Origin of the sequence: Pseudomonas frigoris, from assembly GCF_047758635.1 — a bacterium.
Taxonomy (GTDB): Bacteria; Pseudomonadota; Gammaproteobacteria; order Pseudomonadales; family Pseudomonadaceae; genus Aquipseudomonas; species Aquipseudomonas frigoris.
The window spans coordinates 1,109,197-1,131,620 of the sequence record NZ_CP180479.1 but is presented as its reverse complement, the minus strand read 5'-3'; the positions used below and the strand labels follow the sequence as shown (position 1 = coordinate 1,131,620).

17 protein-coding genes and 1 pseudogene are annotated in these 22,424 nt (G+C 60.2%); 7 read left to right on the top strand and 11 right to left on the bottom strand.

The annotated features are described in order from the left end of the window. Window positions 1-87: 87 nt before the first annotated feature. Entirely contained in the window at window positions 88-2,616 is a 2,529-nt protein-coding gene (locus ACMXYH_RS05065) for a PepSY domain-containing protein (protein WP_415766493.1), read from the top strand. 148 nt (window positions 2,617-2,764) lie between these two features. On the opposite strand, the gene ACMXYH_RS05060 is transcribed toward ACMXYH_RS05065, so the two are convergent. Beyond that, on the bottom strand, window positions 2,765-4,306 hold the full coding sequence (locus tag ACMXYH_RS05060) for an alkaline phosphatase D family protein (protein ID WP_415766492.1): 1,542 nt from the start codon (window positions 4,304-4,306) through the stop codon (window positions 2,765-2,767). 185 nt (window positions 4,307-4,491) lie between these two features. After that, window positions 4,492-4,821 (bottom strand): DUF6124 family protein, encoded by a 330-nt coding sequence (locus ACMXYH_RS05055; RefSeq protein WP_415766490.1) that lies wholly within the window; start codon window positions 4,819-4,821, stop codon window positions 4,492-4,494. 608 nt (window positions 4,822-5,429) lie between these two features. Between ACMXYH_RS05055 and ACMXYH_RS05050 the strand changes: the two are divergent. The 3 genes and pseudogenes from ACMXYH_RS05050 to ACMXYH_RS05040 all read left to right on the top strand — a co-directional run. After that, a pseudogene (locus tag ACMXYH_RS05050) lies at window positions 5,430-5,873 on the top strand (colicin E3/pyocin S6 family cytotoxin); the annotation flags it as partial. Continuing rightward, window positions 5,870-6,100, top strand: a complete 231-nt coding sequence (locus ACMXYH_RS05045; protein ID WP_415766488.1) for a DUF7683 domain-containing protein — start codon at window positions 5,870-5,872, stop codon at window positions 6,098-6,100. The pseudogene ACMXYH_RS05050 and the gene ACMXYH_RS05045, both read left to right, overlap by 4 nt. Beyond that, window positions 6,097-6,357, top strand: a complete 261-nt coding sequence (locus tag ACMXYH_RS05040; protein ID WP_256657678.1) for a hypothetical protein — start codon at window positions 6,097-6,099, stop codon at window positions 6,355-6,357. The genes ACMXYH_RS05045 and ACMXYH_RS05040 overlap by 4 nt, the downstream gene beginning before the upstream one ends. A gap of 216 nt (window positions 6,358-6,573) precedes the next feature. On the opposite strand, the gene ACMXYH_RS05035 is transcribed toward ACMXYH_RS05040, so the two are convergent. Genes ACMXYH_RS05035 through ptsP form a run of 3 tightly spaced genes read right to left on the bottom strand, consistent with a single transcriptional unit; the run spans window position 6,574 to window position 12,127 of the window. Then, on the bottom strand, window positions 6,574-8,313 hold the full coding sequence (locus ACMXYH_RS05035) for a PTS fructose-like transporter subunit IIB (protein ID WP_415766486.1): 1,740 nt from the start codon (window positions 8,311-8,313) through the stop codon (window positions 6,574-6,576). 11 nt (window positions 8,314-8,324) lie between these two features. Beyond that, on the bottom strand, window positions 8,325-9,266 hold the full coding sequence (pfkB, locus tag ACMXYH_RS05030; protein ID WP_134422037.1) for a 1-phosphofructokinase: 942 nt from the start codon (window positions 9,264-9,266) through the stop codon (window positions 8,325-8,327). Continuing rightward, window positions 9,266-12,127 (bottom strand): phosphoenolpyruvate--protein phosphotransferase, encoded by a 2,862-nt coding sequence (gene ptsP / locus ACMXYH_RS05025; protein ID WP_415766485.1) that lies wholly within the window; start codon window positions 12,125-12,127, stop codon window positions 9,266-9,268. The genes pfkB and ptsP overlap by 1 nt, the downstream gene beginning before the upstream one ends. A gap of 302 nt (window positions 12,128-12,429) precedes the next feature. On the opposite strand from ptsP, the gene cra reads away from it, so the two are divergent. Both cra and ACMXYH_RS05015 read left to right on the top strand, forming a co-directional pair. Then, window positions 12,430-13,425, top strand: a complete 996-nt coding sequence (gene cra / locus ACMXYH_RS05020) for a catabolite repressor/activator (protein WP_415766483.1) — start codon at window positions 12,430-12,432, stop codon at window positions 13,423-13,425. A gap of 3 nt (window positions 13,426-13,428) precedes the next feature. Beyond that, a complete protein-coding gene (locus ACMXYH_RS05015) occupies window positions 13,429-14,205 on the top strand; it encodes a TatD family hydrolase (RefSeq protein ID WP_415766482.1) in 777 nt (258 codons plus the stop codon). Here ACMXYH_RS05015 and ACMXYH_RS05010 read toward each other — a convergent pair whose 3' ends face one another. The 5 genes from ACMXYH_RS05010 to ACMXYH_RS04990 all read right to left on the bottom strand — a co-directional run bounded on the left by ACMXYH_RS05010 (window position 14,206) and on the right by ACMXYH_RS04990 (window position 20,828). Beyond that, complete coding sequence (locus tag ACMXYH_RS05010) at window positions 14,206-14,595, bottom strand: hypothetical protein (RefSeq protein WP_415766481.1); 390 nt, start codon at window positions 14,593-14,595, stop codon at window positions 14,206-14,208. 245 nt (window positions 14,596-14,840) lie between these two features. Beyond that, a complete protein-coding gene (locus ACMXYH_RS05005) occupies window positions 14,841-16,871 on the bottom strand; it encodes a methyl-accepting chemotaxis protein (RefSeq protein WP_415766480.1) in 2,031 nt (676 codons plus the stop codon). 288 nt (window positions 16,872-17,159) lie between these two features. After that, window positions 17,160-17,996: a regulatory signaling modulator protein AmpE gene (gene ampE, locus ACMXYH_RS05000; protein ID WP_415766479.1), complete on the bottom strand. Its 837-nt coding sequence runs from the start codon at window positions 17,994-17,996 to the stop codon at window positions 17,160-17,162. Further along, window positions 17,993-18,553 (bottom strand): 1,6-anhydro-N-acetylmuramyl-L-alanine amidase AmpD, encoded by a 561-nt coding sequence (ampD, locus tag ACMXYH_RS04995; RefSeq protein WP_415766478.1) that lies wholly within the window; start codon window positions 18,551-18,553, stop codon window positions 17,993-17,995. The genes ampE and ampD overlap by 4 nt, the downstream gene beginning before the upstream one ends. Before the next feature lie 64 nt (window positions 18,554-18,617). Beyond that, the gene (locus ACMXYH_RS04990) at window positions 18,618-20,828 is read right to left on the bottom strand and encodes a DUF1631 domain-containing protein (protein WP_415766477.1); all 2,211 of its coding nucleotides are present in this window, start codon (window positions 20,826-20,828) and stop codon (window positions 18,618-18,620) included. 283 nt (window positions 20,829-21,111) lie between these two features. On the opposite strand from ACMXYH_RS04990, the gene nadC reads away from it, so the two are divergent. Continuing rightward, a complete protein-coding gene (nadC, locus tag ACMXYH_RS04985; protein WP_129438593.1) occupies window positions 21,112-21,960 on the top strand; it encodes a carboxylating nicotinate-nucleotide diphosphorylase in 849 nt (282 codons plus the stop codon). 114 nt (window positions 21,961-22,074) lie between these two features. On the opposite strand, the gene ACMXYH_RS04980 is transcribed toward nadC, so the two are convergent. Further along, window positions 22,075-22,380 carry a DUF6388 family protein gene (locus ACMXYH_RS04980; protein ID WP_134422043.1) on the bottom strand — a complete coding sequence of 102 codons (306 nt, stop codon included), beginning with the start codon at window positions 22,378-22,380 and terminating at the stop codon, window positions 22,075-22,077. Window positions 22,381-22,424 lie beyond the last annotated feature (44 nt).

Genomic DNA, 22,424 nt, shown 5'->3' with positions numbered 1-22,424 from the left:
TTTTGTGCGTAATAAAGAATGTTTCTCGACAACCCACGGCATAATGCGCGCCGTGATCATTATTTTCGAACGAACAAGGCGAGCGACGTGTTGAAGAAAACCCTGTTCCAGTTGCACTGGTTTTTCGGCATCAGCGCCGGACTGGTCCTGGCCCTGATGGGCATCACCGGGGCGACGGTGTCGTTTCAGGATGAAATCCTGCGCGCGCTGAACCCTTCTGTGCTGCAGGTCGAGAAGCAGGTCGCCGGCGTCCTGCCGCCCGCCGAACTGGTGGAAAAAATCGAGGGTGCATCCGGCAAAAAAGTCGCGATGCTCTGGGTCGAGACCGACAGCGGAAACGCCGCGCGGGTGTCCTTTACCCCGCCACCGGGCGAGCGCCGTGGGCAGATGCGCTACTTCGACCCATACACCGCCGAGTTCATGGGCGACGCCACTGGCCAGGACTTCTTCGGCCTGATGCTGCAACTGCACCGCTTCCTCGCCATGGGCGATAGCGGTCGGCAGATCACCGGTGCCTGTACGCTGATACTGGTGTTCTTCTGCCTGTCCGGCCTTTACCTGCGCTGGCCGCGCCAGTGGAAAAGCTGGCGCGCCTGGCTGACCCTCGACTGGAAGAAAAAGGGCCGCAGCTTCAACTGGGATTTGCACTCCGTCGCCGGCACCTGGTGCCTGGTGTTTTACCTCCTGGCAGCGCTCACCGGGTTGTCCTGGTCCTATGAGTGGTACAACAAGGGCCTGACCCGATTGCTTTCCGACTCACCGCAGAACGAGCGCGCTCGCGGCGGTCGCGGCCCGGCGCCAAGCGGCCCGGCCCCCACCGCCGACTACGCCGCGATGTGGAGCAGCATCTACAGCGCCGCCGGTCCGGCACTGAGTGCCTACAACATCCGCATGCCACCCGTGGCCGGACAATCGGCCACCGTGTTCTACCTGTTGAACACCTCACCCCACGACCGTGCGCTGAACCAGATCACGCTGGACCCGGCGACCGGCATCGTCGCGCGGCATGATCGCTACAGCGACAAGAGCCTCAAGGCGCAACTGCTGACCAGCATTTACGCGCTGCACGTCGGCAGCTATTTCGGAATCATCGGGCGGATCATCCTGACGATTAGCGCACTGACGATGCCACTGTTTTTTGTTACTGGCTGGTTGTTGTACCTCGATCGTCGACGCAAGAAAAAACAGATCAAGGAGGCCCGCAAAGACCTCGCACAACCGGACAATGACGCACCGGCGTGGCTGATCGGCTTCGCCAGCCAGAGCGGCTTTGCCGAGCAACTGGCGTGGCAGACCGCCGGGCAATTGCAGGCTGCGGGCCTGCCGGTGAAGGTTCAGCCGCTGGCGGATGTCAGCGAGCAGGATCTGCGTGATTCCGGCAATGCGCTGTTCGTGGTCAGCACCTTCGGCGACGGTGAAGCGCCGGACAGCGCCCGGGGGTTTGAGCGCAAAGTGCTGGCACGGACGTTGAGCCTGGAAAGCCTGAACTACGCCGTGCTGGGCCTCGGTGATCGGCAGTATCAACATTTCTGCGGTTTCGCTCGACGCTTGCACACATGGCTGGGCGAGCACGGCGGCAAGACTCTGTTCGCGCCGGTGGAGGTCGACAGCGGCGACCCTTACGCCTTGCGTCACTGGCAGCAGCAACTGGGTCTGCTGACCGGACAGGCGCCCGTGGACACCTGGCAAGCGCCAAGCTACGACAACTGGAACCTGACCCGCCGCGAACTGCTCAACCCTGACAGCACGGGTTCTGGTGTGTACTTGCTGGGCCTCACCGCCCCTACCACCAGCAGTTGGCTGGCCGGCGATCTGGTGGAAGTGTTACCGCGCAATTGTCCGTGGGCGATCGAACATTTCCTCGATGGCCTGGGCATTGACGGTCGCGCTACGGTTGCGCTCGGTGGCTTGTCGCAACCGCTGGAGCAAGCCCTCGCCAGTAGACAACTGCCGGAAAACAGAGCTCACCTGGTCGGCCTGCATGCCCAGGCGCTGGTGGATGCGCTGGTGCCCCTGGCCATGCGCGAATACTCCATCGCCTCGATCGCCGCCGATGGCATCCTCGAACTGATCGTGCGCCAGGAACTGCATCCCGACGGCAGCCTGGGCGTCGGCTCCGGCTGGCTGACCGAACACGCCCCGGTGGGCGGCACCATCAGCCTGCGCGTACGACGCAACAGCGGTTTCCACCTGCCGGTCGAACCGGTGCCGATGATCCTGCTGGGCAATGGCACCGGCCTGGCCGGGCTGCGCAGTTTGCTCAAGGCGCGGATTGCCGATGGGCAGCAGCGTCATTGGCTGCTGTTTGGCGAACGCAATCGGGAACATGACTATCTGTGCCGTGCCGAGCTTGAAGAGTGGCTGATTTCGGGGGATCTGGAGCGGTTGGGCCTGGCGTTTTCCCGAGACCAGGCCGAGAAGATTTATGTGCAGGATCTACTGCGCGAGTCGGCGGGCGAGTTGAAAAAATGGCTGGCCGAGGGTGCGGTTATTTACATCTGCGGCAGCTTGCAAGGGATGGCTTCAGGCGTGGATCACGTGCTCAACGAAATACTCGGAATTGCAGAGGTCGACCGCCTGATCGAGCAAGGCCGCTACCGCCGCGACGTCTACTGACCCCCCACATCCCATATGGGAGCGAGCTTGCTCCGGGCGGCGTTCCGACGATAGCGATTTAACAGTCACTGCAGTTGTTGACTGAGACGCCGCCATCGCGAGCAAGCTCGCTCCCACAGGGGTCAGGTGTACAACTCTCGACTTCTTTTCACTCCGGCTGCAGCTTCTGCTCAAACACCCCAACCCCATCCGAATCCCGCAACACCACACTCATCTCCCCCGTCTGCCCATCAATATTCACCTCACCAAAAAACTGAAACCCGGCAAACGGTGAGGTGTTCTGTGCCGGTGGTGCTTTCTCGAACACCACTTCCGGGCCAAAGGTCTTATCCAGCAAATCAGGCCCGAAACTCCCAGCACTCAAAGGCCCGGCGACAAACTCCCAGAACGGTTCGAAATCCTGAAACGCCGCACGGTCCGGGTGGTAATGGTGCGCGGCGCAGTAATGCACGTCCGCCGTCAGCCAGACATAATTGCGCACCTGCTGCGCCCGCAGAAAACCCAACAATTCGGCGATTTCCAGTTCACGCCCCTGGGCCGGACCCGGATCGCCATTGGCCACGGCTTCCCAGCGCGCCACACCGGGGCTGACCTCACCATCCGGTACGCCGAGGCCAATCGGCATATCAGCAGCGATGACTTTCCACTGGGCATTGGAGGCCTTCAATTCACGCTTGAGCCAGTCCAGCTGTTCACGTCCGAGGAACGCTTTAGCGGCCCCCAGGTTGGCGTCATTCGCCCCGCGATAGCTGCGCATATCGAGCACGAACACATCGAGCAACGGACCGTAACCGAGCTTGCGATAAATCCGCCCGCCGCCATCGGCGCTCTGCAACCGCATCGGTGCGTATTCGAGCCAGGCCTGACGCGCGCGATCGACCAGGCTGTGGATATCTTTGCTCTTGTAGCGATCATCCAACTGCTTGCCCGGCGACCAGTTGTTCACCACTTCATGGTCGTCCCATTGCCAGATCTGCGGGACCTCGGCGTTGAAGCGGCGGATGTTTTCGTCCATCAGGTTGTAGCGGTAATTGCCGCGATAGTCGTCGAGGGTTTCGGCGACTTTGCTCTTGGCTTCAGTGGTGATGTTGCGCCACACGCGGCCGCTCTCTGTAGTGAGCTGCGCAGGTACGGGGCCGTCGGCGTAGATGGTGTCGCCGCTGTGGATAAAGAAGTCTGGCAGGCGTAAACGCATGGCTTCGTAGATGCGCATGCCGCCGATGTCCGGGTTGATGCCGAAGCCCTGGCCAGCGGTGTCGCCGCTCCAGACGAAACGGATGTCGCGACGGGTTTTCGGCACGCTGCGCAGATGGCCGAACCAGGGTTCGCTGGCGACGCCGCTCTGGGCGTCTTCGAAGTGCACGCGGTAGAAAATCGCCTGGTCCGCGGGCAGGCCAGTGAGTTCGACGCGGGCCGTGAAATCGGTATTGGAGACGGCCAATGGCGAGACAAAACGACGAGGGTTACTGAACAGGCTGCGGGTGTCCCATTCCACCACCATTCGCGCCGGACGATCACATCGGCTCCAGATCATCGCCCGATCGCCCAGCACGTCGCCAGACTGCACGCCATCGGTGAGTTGCGGACGATCCTTGACCGAGGCAATCACCGCCGGCGCCAGGCCTGGCAACAACAGCCCGGCACCGACGGCTTGTATGACACGACGGCGACCGAGGTCGAATTCACTCATGGTGCTCTCCCTGAAAAAGGAAAACTAAAACACGGCTGGATGACTCAGACATGACACAGAAATCTGCCAATGCAGCAGATCCCTTGTGGGAGCGAGCCTGCTCGCGAAAGCGGTCTAACAGCCAACATATTTGTTGAATGTCGGTCCGTCATCGCGAGCAAGCTCGCTCCCACAGTATCCGGCGGCTAGGCGGGCGGATCCAGATTATCCAGCACCCGATTCACCGCCAGTTCTCCCAACATGATCGACTGCTGAATCCCCAACATCGTGTTGCATTGCGATCCTTGCAGATACCTCGCGAAGTCACTTGCCATGACGTTCGCTGATGCCAGTGATTCACAGGCGTATTCCAGCAGAGTTTGGTTATCGATATCGGGGGCGATGAGGAAGATGTTACTGGGTTGGCGCGGGGGATCGAGGACTCGGTCAACGGTATCGTAGAGCTTTTCAGAATCGAGGTTTTCGTTTGGGGATGCCGGGTCAGTGTCCGGCGGATTAGGCGTTACCTTGAACATAATTTGCTGCTCCAGACTGGAGCCGTTTCGCTTCTCTACTAAAAGAAGGGTGGCGGCTGTGCGCAGGTTAGTAGACCGGGGGAGTCAGCAATACCGGCGCGCCCAAAGGCGCCCTACGCACAACCACCATCAAGTGCAGGGATATGAATACCTGACTGAATGGAGCTCATGCACATTACTGACAACCATGGGCTACTAAACCCGATCACTGAGGATCAGTGACACGAACCAAGTTACCGACGACCTCCAAAGCGCACAAGCCGGCGGATTCTGGCGCAGTTGTAGGCAACGACGCAACGTTCTGTAGCCCCAGGACGACGGCACTTTGATGCAAAACATCGCAGCTCCCGCCCCTATCAAGGAATAGGAAATTTCAGCGCCACATTTAGGAAACGTCCTAACGCCAGCCCTGAGCGAGCCAAGTAGGTTCGAGGCTCCCCAGCCACACTCAGAACAGGACGCCTATGGCTCGCAACAAGGACATCCCCCAAGTCTGGGAGCATGGCGGTGGTGGCGGCGGATCGGGCATCGGATACCGTTACCTGCGAGACATGACCCCGACTGAGTTAGCCGAGCGCAATGCCAGACAAAAGTCTTACGACGACGTTGTACTAGGAATTCCTGCATTGGAAGGCGCCCCGCAACTACCGTCTGTATGGGTGTACCCGCCCACCGAGCAAGCCAATAAAGCACTAGTGAACCCCGAGCATCCGCCCGAGTATCAGGATGCGATCATCTGGTTTCCTGCAGATGCTGGACTTGAGCCGATCTATATTGTTCTGAGTGTGCCTGGAGACTACAAATACCGCCCTGCTCCTACGACACTCCCGGCTTTTCCAGATATAAAACCTGCTCCGTTAAAAACTTCAGTGCGTGGTGGTGGTAAAAAACGTCGGCGATGGAAAGATCCCTCAGGAAGGATTTATGAGTGGGACTCGCAACATGGCACCGTTGAGATGTACACCAAGCAAGGAAAACACCTTGGGGAGTACGACCCGCAAACAGGGGAGCAAACCAAGCCAGCTGACCCGTCTAGGAAAGTAGAAAAATGACACACGTAATAGAGGTCTTCGACAGACACAGTGAGGAACTTCTCCTGAGTGTGGAAATACCCAAAAGCCGTCACGAAGAGCTAGCAAAACTAATGGATTGGCAAACACCAGAGGATGAGTTTGATGGCTACGACCTTTCTCCAGAACAAGTGCAAACACTTGAAACCTGGACTGGCAAGATCCTGGGAGACGCAAACCACATCGTGCAGTTGGTGTGCGTTGATTGATTTACTCCACCGCCATGAAATACGAACTGAAGTTTCAGATTTACGGAATACCTGAAAACGATGACTTGGCTGTATTCGAGATGGATTTGTCCCGGTCCATTACAACGGATGCCCTGAAGCCAATAATGGCTTGGCATGAAGAAGAGGATGCCATGGCAAGCCATCGACTATCCGCCAAGCAGGTTACAGCCATTGAGAATCTCGCAATGATTGAACTCCCCAAGGAACTAATGCTGTATCTCAGCAGCTACGAGTGAGCCTTGAATGGCGCGCAACTCAGGGCCTGGATTTAAAGAAAAATGCAGCATGGCGACGTTACCGGGACATGACACAGAAATCTGCCAACACAGCAGACCCTTGTGGGAGCGGCGGTGCGGCGATCCGACTTGCTCGCGAAAGCGGTCTAACAGCCAACATAATTGCTGAATGTCAGTCCGTCTTCGCGAGCAAGCCCGCTCCCACAGGGTTGGGTGTCAGGCCTTGGCTGGCTCCAGCGCCAGCTCAACGACTTCCGGCCGCTTGAGCACCGCATACGCCACCGCCGTCAGCAAACTCCCCGCCACAATCGCCAGCAAGTACAACAGCGCATGGTTGATCGCATTCGGGATCGCCAGCACGAACAATCCGCCGTGCGGCGCCATCAGTTTGCAGCCGAAATACATCGACAACGCACCGGTCAGCGCACCACCGGCAATGCTCGCCGGGATCACCCGCAGTGGGTCTTTCGCGGCAAACGGAATCGCGCCTTCGGAGATGAAGCACAACCCCAGTACCAACGCCGCTTTACCGGCCTCGCGTTCGGTCTGAGCAAACTTGCGTCGGGCAATAAACGTAGCGATGCCCAAGCCAATCGGCGGCACCATGCCGGCTGCCATGGTCGCGGCCATCGGTGCATAACTTTGCGACGCCAGCAGCCCCACCGAGAATGCATACGCGGCTTTGTTGATCGGCCCGCCAAGGTCGACGCACATCATCCCGCCCAGCAATACACCGAGCAGAATCGCGTTGGTGGTGCCCATGCTGTCGAGGAAGTGCGTGAGCCCTGCGAGCATCCCCGCCACCGGTTTACCCACCACGTAGATCATCACCAGACCGGTGAACAGACTCGCCAGCAACGGGATGATCAGAATCGGTTTCAGCGCCTCAAGACTTTGCGGCAAGCGCGCATAACGATTGATCGCCTGCGCCGCGTAACCGGCGATGAAACCGGCAATGATCCCGCCGATAAAACCGGCGCCCAAGGTGCTTGCCAGCAGACCGCCAATCATCCCCGGCGCCAGGCCCGGACGGTCGGCGATCGAGTAGGCGATGTAACCCGCCAGCAGCGGCACCATCAGCTTGAACGCGGTCTCGCCGCCGATCTGCATCAATGCCGCCGCGAGCGTGCCCGGCTCCTTGAACGCCGTAATGCCGAACACGAACGACAAGGCGATCATCAGACCGCCCGCCACCACCATCGGCAGCATGAACGACACGCCCGTCAGCAGGTGTTTGTAGACACCGGTTTTCTCTTGCTTGGCCGGGCCTTTGGCACCGCTCGAAGCGGTTTCCTGCGAGCCTTCGGCCAACGCTTTGTTCAGCGTCGCCTCGGCTTGTTTGAGGGCGATTCCAGTGCCGCAACGGTAAATCTTCTTGCCGGCGAAACGCTCGGTGGCGACTTCGATATCGCAGGCCAGCAGCACCACGTCCGCATCGGCAATTACCGCTGCACTCAGCGGATTGCGCGCACCGACCGAGCCCTGGGTTTCCACTTGCAGGTCGTAGCCCAGACGCTTGGCCGCTTGCTGCAAGGCTTCAGCGGCCATGAACGTGTGAGCGACGCCGGTCGGACACGCAGTAATCGCGACCAAACGCGGGGCGTTTTTTACGGGGGCGGCAGGCTCGACCACAGCTTCGGGGGCAACGTAAACCTGAGCCTCTTCAGCACCGCGACGCAGCACCGCTTCAACCTCTTGCAGGGCTTGCGCCGGGGTACTTTGGAACACCCGCTTGCCGACGAATCGCGACATATCCACCGGCGCACTGGTCACCAGCAATACCCACTCGGCCGCCTCGATCGTGGCCGCCGACAATTGGCGTTCAGGGTGCGCGGCATCGTTGACTTCGACACTGGTGCTCCAGCCCTGACGCTGGGCCGCCGCATCAAGCAAACGGGCACACAGCACACTGGTGACCATACCGTTCGGGCAGGCCGTAACAATGGCTAACTTCATGACAAACCCTCTTATTGTTCTGTCAGGGTGCGTATGCGCACGCCCTGTTCGAGCCGCGCCAACTGCGTGGCGTCGCCAATACCGAAACCGATCTGGGTGACCGCCATCGCGGCAATCGCCGTGGCGGTGCGCAAGGTCTGTTCCGGCGTGTCGGCGCTGAGCAAACCGTGGAGCATGCCGGCCAGCAACGAATCGCCTGCGCCCACTGTGCTGACGACACTGACCTTGGGCGGCGTGGCATGCATCGCCGAGCCGACACTGAACCAGTTCACGCCATCGGCGCCGTCGGAGATCACCACGTGCTCGATGCCTTGAGCGTGCAAGCGGCTCGCGGCGTGCGCTTGCGCAGCCACCGAAACCACCTCGCAGCCGAGCGCGTCGGCCAGCTCTTCGGTATTGGGTTTGATCAGCCACGGACCAGCCTTGAGCGCCGCCCGCAAGGCTTCACCACTGGTGTCCAGCGCCACGTTCAAACCGAGATTTTTCAAACGCACAATCAACGCCTGCAACCACTGAGGACTGATGCCTTGGGGCAAGCTGCCGGCAACGACGACCGCGTCATGATCGGGTGCAATCTGATCAAGTCGATCAAGCAACGCCTGTTGCGCGGCTTCACTCACCAAGGGTCCGGGACCGTTGATGTCGGTGATGCGCCCATCGCTTTCCGCCAGTTTGATGTTGCTGCGCGTCTCACCCGGAACACGGATGAACGCGTCGACAAACCCGCGTTTGGCGAACAGGGTTTCGAACGCCTGGAGGTTGTCCTCCCCGAGGAAACCGCTGACCGTGAGCTGATGCCCGAGGTCCGCCAGCACTTGTGCCACGTTCACGCCCTTACCGGCGGCATGCGTGTGCATCTCGTCGCTACGGTTGACTTGGCCGGGGGCAAGTAGCGGCAACTGGACGGTGAGGTCCAGCGCCGGGTTGAGGGTCAGGGTCAGGATCTTGGCCATTACAGAGCCTCCACTAATGCGCGCACTTCATTGGCGCTGCCCACGGCCAGGGCCTGTTGGGCAAGGATTTGGGTCTGGGCCAGGTTGAGTTCGCGTATCCGCGCCTTGACCTCGGCAATGCTGCGACCCGACACACTCAACTCATCCACACCGAGACCGACCAGCACCGGCACCGCCAGCGGATCGGCCGCCAACTCGCCGCACACGCCGACCCACTTGCCGTTGGCATGCGCCGCGCGCACGGTGATGTCGATCAGTTGCAGCACCGCCGGGTGCAAGCCGTCAGCCTGGGCCGACAAGGTCGGATGACCACGGTCGATGGCCAGGGTGTATTGGGTCAGGTCATTGGTGCCGACGCTGAAGAAGTCGACCTCTTTGGCCAGTACCGGAGCGAGCAGTGCAGCCGACGGCACTTCAATCATGATCCCCAATTGCAGGTCGGCAACCGGAATTTCCAGACGCAGCCGTTCGGTCATGTCCCGCGCCTGGCGCCACTCATCAACGCTGCCGACCATGGGAAACATAATCCGCAGCGGACGGTTGTCCGCCGCACGCAGCAACGCGCGCAATTGCGCTTCCATGATGTGCGGACGTTGCAGAGTCAGGCGAATACCACGCACGCCGAGGAACGGGTTTTCTTCTTTGGCAATCGGCCAATACGGCAGCGGCTTGTCGCCGCCGACATCGAGAGTACGCACCACCAGCGGCCGACCGGCCAGGCCATCGAGTACACGACGGTATTCAACCTCTTGGGTCGCTTCGTCCGGCGCTTGCGAGTGGGCCATGAAAATCAGTTCGGTGCGCAGCAGGCCAATGCCTTCGGCGCCCTGCTCCACCGCGCTGGTCACGCCGGCGCTTTCGCCGATGTTGGCGAACACTTCGACTGCATGGCCGTCGGTGGTCAGTGCCGGCTGATGACGTTGTTCGGCAGCCGCTTTCAGACGCAGCTCGCGGGTGTCGCGCTCTTCGGTGGCGCGCTGCAAGGTCGCCGCGTCGGCGTCCACGTGCAGGCGGCCGCGTTGGCCATCAATCAGCAATGGCGTGCCCGGCGCCAGCAGCAACACGGCCGGGCCGGCGCCGACCAGCGCTGGAATACCAAGCGCTCGGGCGACAATCGCACTGTGCGCGGTAGCACCGCCACGGGCGGTGAGGATGCCGGCGACGCGGGCGGGGTCAAGACGGGCGACATCGGATGGACCGACTTCATCCATCACCAGAATGTACGGTTGCTCAGGCTCGCTCGGGGTTTCGACGCCACTCAGTTGCGCCAGCACTCGACGGCCGATGTCGCGTAAGTCGGCGGCGCGCTCGGCGAGCAAGGCGTCCTGCAGCGATTCCTGTTGTTTGGCCGCCGCTTCAATCACCGCCATCCACGCCGCTTCGGCGCTTTCGCCCTGCTTGAGACGGGTGTCGACGTCATCGGTCAATTCCGGGTCGTCGAGCATTTCCTGGTGGGTGATGAAGATCTCGCGAATGGCCTTGGACTTGCTGCGCTCGATCAGACCTTCGATGTCGCGACGCACGTCCGCCAACGCCTGTTGGAGACGCGCGCGCTCGATGGCGGCAGACTCACCGCGCAGCGGGTACTCAATGGTTTGCAGCACTTGAATGTGCGCCGGGCCGATGGCGATGCCCGGTGCAGCGGCGATAGCCTGAACCAGACTGCCGGAGGCTGGCGCAAGGACCACTTCGGCCACATCGGCGATCACTTCGCGCTGCTGGCTCACGGCTGGCAACGGCTCGACTTCTTCACCGAGACCTTCTTCGATGGCGGCCAGCAAGGCTGGCAAGGCATCGGCGGCGATGCTCGGTTCGGCGACAAATTCCAGCACCTGACCGCGACGGGCCCCGAGGCTGAGCAGTTTGCTCAAGCTCTTCACCGACACCGCGCTGTCCTGGCCATCGACGATGCGTACGCGGATTTCACCTTCAAAACTCTTCGCCAGTTGCGCGAGGATCTTCGCCGGACGCGCGTGCAAACCGTGGGCGTTGGCTAACGCGATGCGAGCGCTGGGCCAATCGGCCGGCAGCTCACCGCCGAGGACTTCGAGGACTTTACGGCTGCTGGTGGCGCGGCCCAATTCGTGGCCGCGACCTTCGATCAGCAACGCACAAAGACGTTCGAGCAAGGCCTGATGGGCTTCACCGAGGCTGGCCAGGCAGAACAGACCGCTGAGTGGCTGGCCGAGGTAGCGCATGGGTTTGTCCGGCGTGACGAAGGCGAGGCCCGGACGCTTGACCGTTTGCTCGCTGTGCAACCACCACAGGCCATCGCCCAGGGGCAGCGCATCGACTTGTTGCAACACGGCGGAGAAACCATTGCTCACGCAGTCGGCTTGACGCAGCAAGCGTGCACCGCGCCAGACCAGCTCTTCGAAGTCATCGGCGGACACACCGAGGCCGATCATCTGTGCATCCAGCGCCAGTTCTTGCGGCGCGCCTTGCAGCAGTTTCAACAAGGCTTCGGCGGAACTGGCGCGGCGCAGGGCTTGGCCCAGGTCGGTTTCGCCGAGGGCACGGGTCAGCAGTTGTAACAGGCGCAGGTGTTCGTCGGATTTGGCTGCAATACCGATCGCCAGGTAGACGATCTGACCGTCGCCCCAGTCCACGCCTTCAGGAAATTGCATCAGCCGCACGCCGGTGGAAAACACCAGATCGCGGGTTTCCGGCGTACCGTGGGGGATGGCAATACCTTGCCCGAGAAAGGTCGAGCCCTGGGCTTCGCGCGCCTGCAACCCAGCGAGATAACCCTCGGCCACCAGGCCATCGGCGACCAGATGCTGGGCCAACAGGTGCAACGCTGCGGACTTATCCACAGCCGATTGGCCCATGGATATCTGCTCTATGGTGAGCTCGAGCATGCTTTCTCCTTTTTGGCGCCTTGTGACGCCAGGTATTGTTTTGAATGATTCAGCTTAGGCTCTTAGGCACACCTTTTCAGGGGCAGTTTTGGCGGTTTCGCGGCAGAACCGGCAAAGGAGCCTATAACGTAGAAAATACGCTTGCTGAAACGTTTAATCTAGAATGATTGGCACGTTACTCGATAATGTCTCATCCTTGAAGTCCAATTGTCGGATGGGCTGCGACAATGGTCGTCTGCCTGAATCGGGTAGGATTGGCGAAAATGTCGGGCAAGCTCGAAAAAAAACAAGGAAATCCCGGGTTGAAACTCAGTGATATCGCCCAGTTGGCCGGTGTGTCCGTTACCACCGCCAGCTATGTCATTAATGGCAAGGCAGAACAACAACGTATCAGCAGTGCCACCGTCGAGCGCGTGCGCGCGGTCGTCGAACAACATGGCTTTACGCCCAACCCCCAGGCTGCCGGGCTGCGCAGTCGGCACACCCGAACCCTGGGTTTCATTCTGCCGGACCTGGAAAACCCCAGTTACGCGCGAATCGCCAAACTACTGGAACAAGGCGCCCGGGCTCGCGGCTATCAGCTGCTGATCGCCAGTTCCGACGATGCGCCGGACAGCGAACGGCAATTGCTCAAACTGTTCCGGGCCCGTCGTTGCGATGCGTTGATCGTTGCCAGTTGCCTGCCGGCCGGCGATGACAGCTATCGCCAATTGCAGGCCAAGGGCATTCCGATCATCGCGATCGACCGGGTCATGGAGCCTGAGCATTTCTGCTCGGTGATCAGCGATGACCGCGAGGCCAGCCTACAACTGACCGGCAGTCTACTGGACCCGCTGCCCAAACAGATCGCACTGATCGGCGCACGCCCCGAACTGAGCATCAGCCAGGAGCGGGCCGCAGGATTCAAAGAGGCTCTGGCCGAATTCAAAGGCGAGGTGCTGATCGAGCACGGCGAGTCGTTCAGCCGTGAGTGCGGCAAACAGTTGATGGAAGAACTGCTACAGCGTCTGGGCCATTTGCCGGATGCGCTGGTGACGACTTCCTACGTACTGCTTCAGGGCGTATTCGATGCCTTGCACGGCTTCCCGCTCAAAACCCGCCCGTTGCGCCTCGGCACCTTCGGCGACACGCAGCTGCTGGATTTCCTGCCGCTGCCGGTCAACGCCATGGCCCAGCAGCATCAGCTCATCGCCGACAAGGCTCTGGAACTGGCCTTGGCCGCCATCGAGCAATCGGATTACCGACCCGGCGTGCAGGCCATCGCGCGGACCTTCAAGCAGCGTATTCGCCAGGACTGAACCGTGGAGCTGATCGACAGCCACACTCATCTGGACTTTCCGGACTTCGACGAGGATCGCACGGCGTTGTTGGCCGAGAGCCGCGCCCTCGGAGTGCGGCGGATGGTGGTGCTGGGGGTTTATCAGGGCAATTGGCAGCGGGTCTGGGATCTGGTGCAAAGCGATCCCGATCTGTATGCGGCGTTCGGTTTGCATCCGGTGTATCTGGATGATCACCGTCCCGAAGACCTGACGGAACTCGGTGACTGTCTGACTCGGTTAACCGGCCATCGACAGCTCTGCGCGGTGGGCGAGATCGGTCTGGATTACTTTATCGAAACCCTGGACCGTGAACGCCAACAGGCACTGTTCGATGCGCAACTGCAACTGGCGGCGGACTTCAATCTTCCCGCGCTGATTCATGTGCGACGCAGCCATGCGACGGTGATTGCCACGCTTAAACGGTTTCGCTTGAAACGTGCGGGAATCATTCATGCCTTTGCCGGCAGCAAAGAAGAAGCCCGCGAATACATCAAGCTCGGTTTCAAACTGGGTCTGGGCGGTGCCGCGACCTGGCCTCAGGCCCTGCGCATGCACCGTGTGCTTGTCGAATTACCGCTTGAATCGGTGGTACTGGAAACCGATTCGCCGGACATGGCGCCCGCCATGTTCCCCGGCCAACGCAACAGCCCGGCGCATCTGCCGGCGATCTGCTCGGCACTGGCCGGGATCATGGCGATCAGCCCCGAGCAATTGGCCACCGCCAGCACTGCCAATGCCTGTGAGCTGTTCAATTGGTAATCAGTCGGCGTAGGCCTTGGCGGCTTCCAGCGTCAGCGTCATGTGTAGCCGGTGCCGGGCAAACCGCATGACGGCGAAATAGACGAGAATCGCCAACAGCGAAAAATTCAGCTGCTCCACGACGCTGAACATCCCGATCCACTCCAACACCAACGCCACCAGCAACGCGGTGCAAATCATGACCAACGTGCTCGCCCGCAGTAATGCCAGGGAGTCGAGGGACTTGAAGCGCTTGATCTGTTTCGGATCGTTCAGTTGCAAGGCTTTCTGGCAGTGAGAACACGCGAACGCTTCGTTGATCGCAATGGCGTTGAGTTGCCAGGGTTTGAGCAGGAGTGTGCTCGCGCAATGAGCGCAATGACCCTGGATTCCAATCGTTGCAGCAGACATAACCGAGCCTCCTCAGGGCGGGTCCAAGTGATTGATCTTCCTTCATTAAAGACGAAAAGCCAGACGGCGGAGGAAAACCGGACATTGCCTACCTGAGGAGGGAACAAATACTACAGACAGAGCACACATACCTGTGGGAGCGGGCTTGCTCGCGAAGGCTGATCAACATTCAACATAGATGTCGCCTGTCAGGCCGCTTTCGCGAGCAAGCCCGCTCCCACATTTTTTTTGCGCCGCAGAGTTCTTTAAACCCGGAACGCGCTGATCAGCTGCTTCAACTCCACCACCTGGGCCGACAACGCACGACTGGCGTCTTCGGTCTGGTGTGCACCTTCGGCGGTACGCTCACCGGCGCGGTTGATCTCGACAATATTCTGGTCGATGTCATGGGCCACGGCGGTCTGCTGCTCTACCGCTGCGGCAATTTGCTGATTCTGATCGACGATCATGCCGACGGCACCGAGGATGTTTTCCAGCGCTTGCTGAACCTTTTCCGACTGCCCCACCGTGCCGTTGGCCATCTGATGACTGGTACCCATCGCCTTCACCGCAGCGCCGACACCACTGTGCAGCTTGGCGATCATCTGCTCGATTTCCTCGGTCGATTGCTGGGTGCGCTTGGCTAGTGTCCGAACCTCGTCCGCCACCACCGCAAAACCACGGCCCTGCTCACCGGCCCGAGCGGCTTCGATGGCCGCGTTGAGGGCCAAGAGGTTGGTCTGTTCGGCGATGCTCTTGATCACCTCCAGCACACGGCTGATGGACTGGCTGTCGCTGGCCAGCTGATTGATCACCAGCACCGACTGATCGATCTCACTGGCCAGTGCAGCGATGCTGCCCTGCTGGGATTCCACCAGCCCGCGACCGCTGATGGTCTCGTCATTGACGCTATGAGCGCTGCTGACCGCTGCCGCGGCACTGCGTGCAACCTCAAGGGACGTGGCGGACATCTGGTTCATGGCCGTGGCGACCTGCTCGATCTGCGTGCGCTGCCCCGCCACCGCCTGGTTGCTCTGGGCGGAAACGTTCTCCACCTGCCCGGCCTGGCGCTCGACCTCAGTGACGGTCTGGCCGACCCGCTCGATCAGGTCATGGATTTTCTTCACGGTGCCGTTGAACACCTCGCCCAACTCGCCCAGTTCATCGCGGCTGTTGGCGCTGAAGGTTACCGTCATGTCGCCGGCCGCGACCTTGTCCATCACCGCGCCAAGACGCTTGAGGGTGGTGCGGGTCGAGGCGTAGAAGCCGCCGTAGAGGTAAAAAATCAACACAAACACCACCGACAGCGCCACGGCCTGCAAGACCATGTGGGTGCGGTTCTGCTCCAGTCGCTGTTGCAACTGGGTGCCGAGAAACTTCAGGGTGGCTTCGTTGAGTTGGTAGGTCTGGTCCATCAGGCCCGTGACCTGATCGTAAAAGCCCTGCCACGGCGCATCCAGCGTGTCGGCCATCACCACCTGCTCTTCGAACAGTTCACTGGCCTTTTTCAACGATGCCTTGCTGCTATCAGCCTGGGCGGCCAGGGTTTCCCGTGCCGCTTTGCTGGAGCCCAGCGCGTCCTGCAACTTCAAGGCATATTCGGCCTGCAGTTTTTCGATCTGCGCCAGCAACTCATCAAAACGGGTACTCGATGCCGAGTTGAGAAAGCCCTGCCCCAGCGAAAAAGAACCCATCGCCCGGCCTTCGCCCAGAAGCTGGGTCACGGGCGGGGTGACATTGGTAATGAGTTCGCTCAGCTGGCGCATGTCGCTCTGGGTGTCGCGGCTCAGGCCGGCCTGACTGGCGATGATCTGGCTGAAAATTTGTGCGTTGCCGAGCAACTTGCCGATCATCGCGCTTTTGCTTTGCAGGGAGTTTTCCGTTTGCTGGGCCTTGAACGCGGCGATCATTTCATCGCGTTTGCCATCGAAAACCATGATTTGCTCAGCGTCCGCGGTCATCGCCGTCAGCCCTTGCAAACGGGTCAGCACACTTTGCCCCAGGGTACTGATCTGTGACTCGACATTGCCGGCCTTGCCGGACTGACCAAGGGTGACGTTGATCTGCACAAGGTTGTTCAGGGTTTCCAGATCGCGCCGTAACGTCAGGCTACTGCCCAGCAGGTCGAGGCTTTGCAGTTCGACCCGGGTGCCCTGGAATTCTCGATAAGAATCACGCACCAGATAGAAGTTGGTCACCAGCATCGGCACAAGGAACAGCACGCTGATCAGGCTGAACTTCATGCCAAAGCTCAGGCGGTTCATCAGCGCGACGGCGGGATAGAGCAAGCTCTTCACTGGAAGTCTCCCTTTGATTTCTTATTTTTATTGGCAGGCGCGGGTCGAGAGCAGATAGCCACTATTCGGCGCTGTCTCTGTATAGCTCAAATCGGCGGGAGGTTTTGTAACTTAAGGTTAACGGGAGGACGCTCCCGGTCTGGTAGCAGCTGCCGAAGGCTGCGTCCGGCTGCGCAGCAGTCGTAAATCCTGATTACGCGGTGAGCCTGACAAACCGCGGTGACTGAGTTGGCGACTGCTGCGCAGTCGGACGCAGGCTGCGCCAGCTGCTACAGGGGGTCAGTGTGCTTACGGAAGGACGGTCCACAGCGCGAAACCGGCGTACCAGAGCACCGCCGCGCGCAGCAGCAGTTCCCAGATCCGGTCGAGGCTGTTGATGCCGTCAGGCCCGACCACCGGGGCCGGGATCTCACCGGCCACCAGCCCGACCTTTTCGATCAGCTGAGCGGCGCTGATGTTCCAGTTCAGCAGCTCGTGCAGCATCACCCGGCTGACCGCGACAAAGTTGCCGACCAACGCAAAGCTCGCCGCCAGCAGACGCACCGGCACCCAGTCGAACGCATGACGCAGTTTTGCCGCGCGCTCGACCACGGCCGGGTTCTGCCCGTGTTCTTCGGCCAGGGCCAGCAGTCGATAGCTCAGGGCCGCGACCGGCCCCAGCAGGAAGTACCAGAAAATCACCGCGAAAAAGCTCTGATAAGCCTCCCACAGCAGATGCCCTTCGACCCGTTCCAGCAGTTGTTCACCGCTATCGGCGCAGATACCCACATCGCGGTCCGCTACATGAGCGGCCGCTTGCAGGTCTTCCCGGCGCCAGGCATCGCGAAACGGCCCGAGACCGGCCAGCAGATCACCGCGGCCGAGACTGTAAATCACCACCAGCAGATGCACCGGCAACGCCAGCAGACCGTAAGCCACTGGGTCCAATACCAGTAGCAGCAAACCCAGCAGTGCCGCTGGCAACAACACCAGTATCAGCAAAATCAACCACGGACTTTTCGCCAGACGCGGACTGACCTCAAGCTTGTTCAGCTCGCGAACCCATCCACCATCACGCTGAACCCGATGGCGCAGGGCCGAGAACTTCTCGATCCAGACCGCCAACAGCAACACCAGAAAACTCATTGTTGTTCCTCTTTTGCCAGGGCCGCCCGATAGCGTGCCCAGTCGAACGCAGCCCCCGGATCGGTTTTACGCCCGGGTGCAATGTCGCTATGCCCGCAAATGCGCTGTGCGGTGATGGCCGTGAACGCGCTTTGCAGCTGCCGGGTCAGGGTCGTCAACGCTTGATACTGAGCGTCGGTGAACGGCAGATCATCCGTGCCTTCAAGTTCGATGCCCAAGGAAAAATCGTTACAGGTTTCCCGCCCTTCGAAACTCGAGACGCCGGCATGCCAGGCACGCTCAAGACAAGAGACAAACTGAGTGACGGTGCCGTCACGTTCGATCAGAAAGTGCGCAGACACTCGCAGGTCGGCGATCCCTTCAAAGTAAGGGTGCTCCGTGACATCCAGACGATTCTGGAAAAATTCCTGCACCTTGCCGGTAGCGAACTGCGCTGGCGGCAGACTGATGTTGTGGATCACCAGCAGGGAAATTTCGCCCGAGGGGCGCGCATTGAAGTTGGGCGAGGGGCAAATATCTACGCCCTGACACCAACCGCTCGCGGGGTCCAACTGCATACAGGTTCCTTCAACGACGACTGTGTAGGCGCCCAGTATGCCGCGATAGACCCTCGGGGCGCGATCACTTGCCGCGATTGAGGCGACGCAGATTGCCGATCACCGACTCCAGCGCCCGGTCGAACAGCAAGGTGTCGTCCAGCGCGCGCACCGCGCCACGACGCAATTCCAGCGCCAGACTGGTGCGGCTGCGCTCCAGCACTTTCATCCCAGTGCGATTGACGAAAATGTACTTGCCGGTGGCTTCAATGATCGCCGCCAGCTTGCAGCGAAGGGTGTTGTCCTCGTCTTCCTGAAACTCGACCCAGCACCCCAACCGCAGTTGATCGACCTGAAGCAAACCGGCATCGTCCTCCGGTAAACGAACTGACGCCGTTTCGGCCGGCCCTTCGTCCGCGGTTCGCAGGACGATTTCCTGCAGCACTTGGACCATTACCGGAGTATCGAGAGACTGTTCAAGCTTTTGCCCTGGACGCTCGAACAGTTGAACGTGCAAGGCTTCCAGCTCACTGAAAAATTCGCTGGTGGCGAACGGATCGAAGGCCGAACTGTTCAGCCCGTCGCGCAACGACTTGAGCAATCCAGGCACCAGCGCCAACAAGCGCAGACTCGCATCAGCCTCATCATGACGCTGCACGCTCCAGATCAGTTGCTCCATGGACTGCACATTGGCGTGCCACTCGGCCGACTGATCGCCGTGCTTGAGACAGGTCAGCAGCAGCACCTGGCTCCAGGCTTCCTGGACAAACACCACCACCCGTTGCGGCAATACTTTGCCTAACAAGGCCTGATTCAGCACCTGCTCGACGCGCTGGCGGGCCAGTTCAGTCCTGGCGCGGCCTTCTTCGGCGTCACGGGTACGTTGCTCCAGCAGCTCACTGCGACGGCGCTCATCGTTGGTGAAGGCGAGAAAATCCGCCAACAATTCGGAAAAGACCGCCGGATCATCGACAAAATCGTTCAGCAACCGTTGCACCACTTGCTCGATGCGCAGATACAGACTGTCGCGCTCATGGTCATCGAACTCACCCCAGCCCATGGCTGCGGTGGCGATTTCATTGAGCAGGCGTCGGGCCGGGTGACTGCTGCGGCTGAAGAAGCTCTTGTCGAGCACCGCCACTTTCAGCATCGGGATCTGCAGGCGGCCGATCAACGCCTTGAGCGAGTCCGGCAGGTTGCGGTCATCGAGGATGCATTCGAAGAGCATGGCGTTCAGGTTGATCACGTCTTCGTCAGCCACCCCGACCACGCGTGACTTGCCACTTTTGACGCTGACCCGGGTCAGCAGTTGTTCGAGCTGGTTTCGCAGATCGAAGTCGTCCTGGGCTGCCGGCGCCGGCACGTATTGCTGCAAGTGCGAGAGCAGCCGCATTAGGTCACGGGTGGAAATCGGCTGTGTCTGGGCACTGGCTTCCAGGGTTGGCGCTACACTGCCACGCACGTGAAACAGCAACTCCTGCAACGCCGCGAAGACTTCCTGCACGCTGTCGTCGATCGGCGGGCCACCGACGCGAGTGTTGGCCTGTGCGGGTTCAGTACCAACGCTGGCAGTCGCACGATCCGTGACCCGACGCGCAGGGGCGGGCTTAAGGTCAGGCAGAACACCGGTGGCGATCAGCAACTGATTGGCTTCGGCGTAGAGCTGATTGGCATCCCTGAGCACATAGCGCTCGAACAGTTTGAGGATGATCAGCTTGACCTTGATCTCCACCCCCAGGTTGCGCCCGGCCTGCAAAAAGTACTCGCAGAGCATCGCCGGCCCCATGGGATTGTGCTGATCGAGCAGTTCCCTGCCCAGCAGTGCGCTGAGTCGGGCGGTCAGTTGGTCCAGGGCGAATCCGTCGCGGTTCAGCACTTTTCTGACCATCGCCTCCACCGCCACGCTACGTTCCATGTCGTCATCGGGCAGCGCCACCGAATCGTCGAAGACCAACGCCATGGGCAAGGCAGACTGAGTGATGTCGTACTGGGTGAGGCTGACAAAAGCCGCGAAGAATTGTTCGAGAAAGCCGCGTTCGATGTTTTTGCGCTTGAGGCGCAAGTCGCGCATGGCTTCGAAGAAGAGGTTCTGTTCGACGTCAATGCGGGCCCGGTCGGCCATTTCGAACAGCGTGTCGTCGGCGTTATCGAACAGTTCCTGCAAACCATGCCTGAGCTGTTGAGCGGCCTTGTCGCGAACCTGAAGCAGAATCACAGGCAGGCGGGCGAGCGGCGAGTGAGTCGCCTGGTCGGTAGCAACCTTGTGCAAAGGCACTACATTCCCGTCGTTGTGCATTCAGGCCTCCTGAAACGGTGAGTCTTCGAAGTCGTCAATCCAAATCCACGTCAAAGCCATGACGTCAAAAGCAAGGCGGATTATCTTGCAAAAGATGCCCCCTCTACCAGCAGACTCTGCGTTTCCCATTGAAATAGACGCTTATGGCAGACGCTGACTTAGTGCCGATTACTCAGGCGAATCGACCAAATGCAGGTTTCAGAGCGATGGGAACGCCTCTGACGCCTTGGGTTGCCCAGCGCCATGGCCCTATAATCGGACCACTTTGTTTGTGGAGTCCGTTATGCCGAATCTACGTCTCGCCGATTTGACCGCCGAAATCGAAGCCAACGTGCGCCGTGCGTTGCTCGAAGACATCGGCAGCGGCGACATCACCGCACAGTTGATCCCCGCCGAACGCCTGGCCAAAGCCACCATCATTACCCGCGACGCTGCCGTCATCTGCGGCACAGCCTGGGTTGATGCAGTGTTTCGGCAGCTGGACCCACGTGTTGCGGTGCACTGGCAGGTGCGCGATGGCGAGCGGGTGAAACCCAATCAGGTGCTGTTCCACCTCGAAGGCCCGGCGCGCTCACTACTGACGGGCGAACGCAGTGCACTGAACTTCCTGCAGTTGCTTTCTGGCGTGGCCACGCGCGCGCAGTACCTGGCGGATTACGTTGCCGAGACTCAGGTGAAGTTGCTCGACACCCGTAAAACCTTGCCGGGGCTGCGTCTGGCGCAGAAGTACGCCGTGACCTGCGGTGGTTGCCACAACCACCGCATCGGCCTGTACGACGCCTTCCTGATCAAGGAAAACCATATTGCCGCCTGCGGTGGCATCCCGGAGGCCATCAAAGCCGCGCACAAGATTGCCCCGGGCAAACCGGTGGAGATCGAAGTGGAAAGCCTGGAGGAGCTGAAGGAAGCCCTGGCGGCCGGTGCCGACATCATTATGCTCGATGAGTTGAGCCTGGATGACATGCGCGAAGCCGTGCGCCTGAACGGCGGCAAGGCGAAACTGGAGGCCAGCGGCGGTATCAACGAAAGCACGCTGCTACCGATCGCCGAGACCGGGGTGGATTACATCTCGATTGGTGCAATGACCAAGGATGTGAAGGCTGTCGATCTGTCGATGCGACTGAGCCTCTGATCGAGAAAACGTCCGTACCAAATGTGGGAGCGAGCCTGCTCGCGAAAGGGGTGAGTCAGGCGCCAATTACGTCGACTGACACGCCCTCCTCGCGAGCAAGCTCGCTCCCACAGTTCAGACCACCAGATTATTCATCTCGCAGTACTCTTCCCACTCGACGCCCAACACCTCGGCAGCCTCCTTGTGCAGAACAAGGCGCGCAACCTCGAACTCTTCAGGGGTTGAGGTGTACTTGAGCGTCAGTTCCCACGGCTGCAAGCCCTGAGACTCTGCCTCATCCTCGAATGCCCACTGGATCTGGTCTTTCTGATCGTCGGCGGGCAAGTCCTTGATCTCTTCGGCTAGCTGGGGCGATTCCAGCAAGTACTTCTTCAGCGCTTCTGCGTGTCTGGCTTCTTGGGTCAATTCTTTAACGGTCATGGCGTTCTCTTTGATCTGGGGAATGGAAGATGGATCTGGATCAT

Bases quoted from the DNA above. Each gene is read 5' to 3' on its own strand.
- ACMXYH_RS05060 (WP_415766492.1), bottom strand. From the start codon at position 4,306: ATGAGTGAATTCGACCTCGGTCGCCGTCGTGTCATACAAGCCGTCGGT.
- ACMXYH_RS05055 (WP_415766490.1), bottom strand. From the start codon at position 4,821: ATGTTCAAGGTAACGCCTAATCCGCCGGACACTGACCCGGCATCCCCA.
- ACMXYH_RS05045 (WP_415766488.1), top strand. From the start codon at position 5,870: ATGACACACGTAATAGAGGTCTTCGACAGACACAGTGAGGAACTTCTC.
- ACMXYH_RS05035 (WP_415766486.1), bottom strand. From the start codon at position 8,313: ATGAAGTTAGCCATTGTTACGGCCTGCCCGAACGGTATGGTCACCAGT.
- pfkB (WP_134422037.1), bottom strand. From the start codon at position 9,266: ATGGCCAAGATCCTGACCCTGACCCTCAACCCGGCGCTGGACCTCACC.
- ptsP (WP_415766485.1), bottom strand. From the start codon at position 12,127: ATGCTCGAGCTCACCATAGAGCAGATATCCATGGGCCAATCGGCTGTG.
- ACMXYH_RS05010 (WP_415766481.1), bottom strand. From the start codon at position 14,595: ATGTCTGCTGCAACGATTGGAATCCAGGGTCATTGCGCTCATTGCGCG.
- ampE (WP_415766479.1), bottom strand. From the start codon at position 17,996: ATGAGTTTTCTGGTGTTGCTGTTGGCGGTCTGGATCGAGAAGTTCTCG.
- ampD (WP_415766478.1), bottom strand. From the start codon at position 18,553: ATGCAGTTGGACCCCGCGAGCGGTTGGTGTCAGGGCGTAGATATTTGC.
- ACMXYH_RS04990 (WP_415766477.1), bottom strand. From the start codon at position 20,828: ATGCACAACGACGGGAATGTAGTGCCTTTGCACAAGGTTGCTACCGAC.
- nadC (WP_129438593.1), top strand. From the start codon at position 21,112: ATGCCGAATCTACGTCTCGCCGATTTGACCGCCGAAATCGAAGCCAAC.
- ACMXYH_RS04980 (WP_134422043.1), bottom strand. From the start codon at position 22,380: ATGACCGTTAAAGAATTGACCCAAGAAGCCAGACACGCAGAAGCGCTG.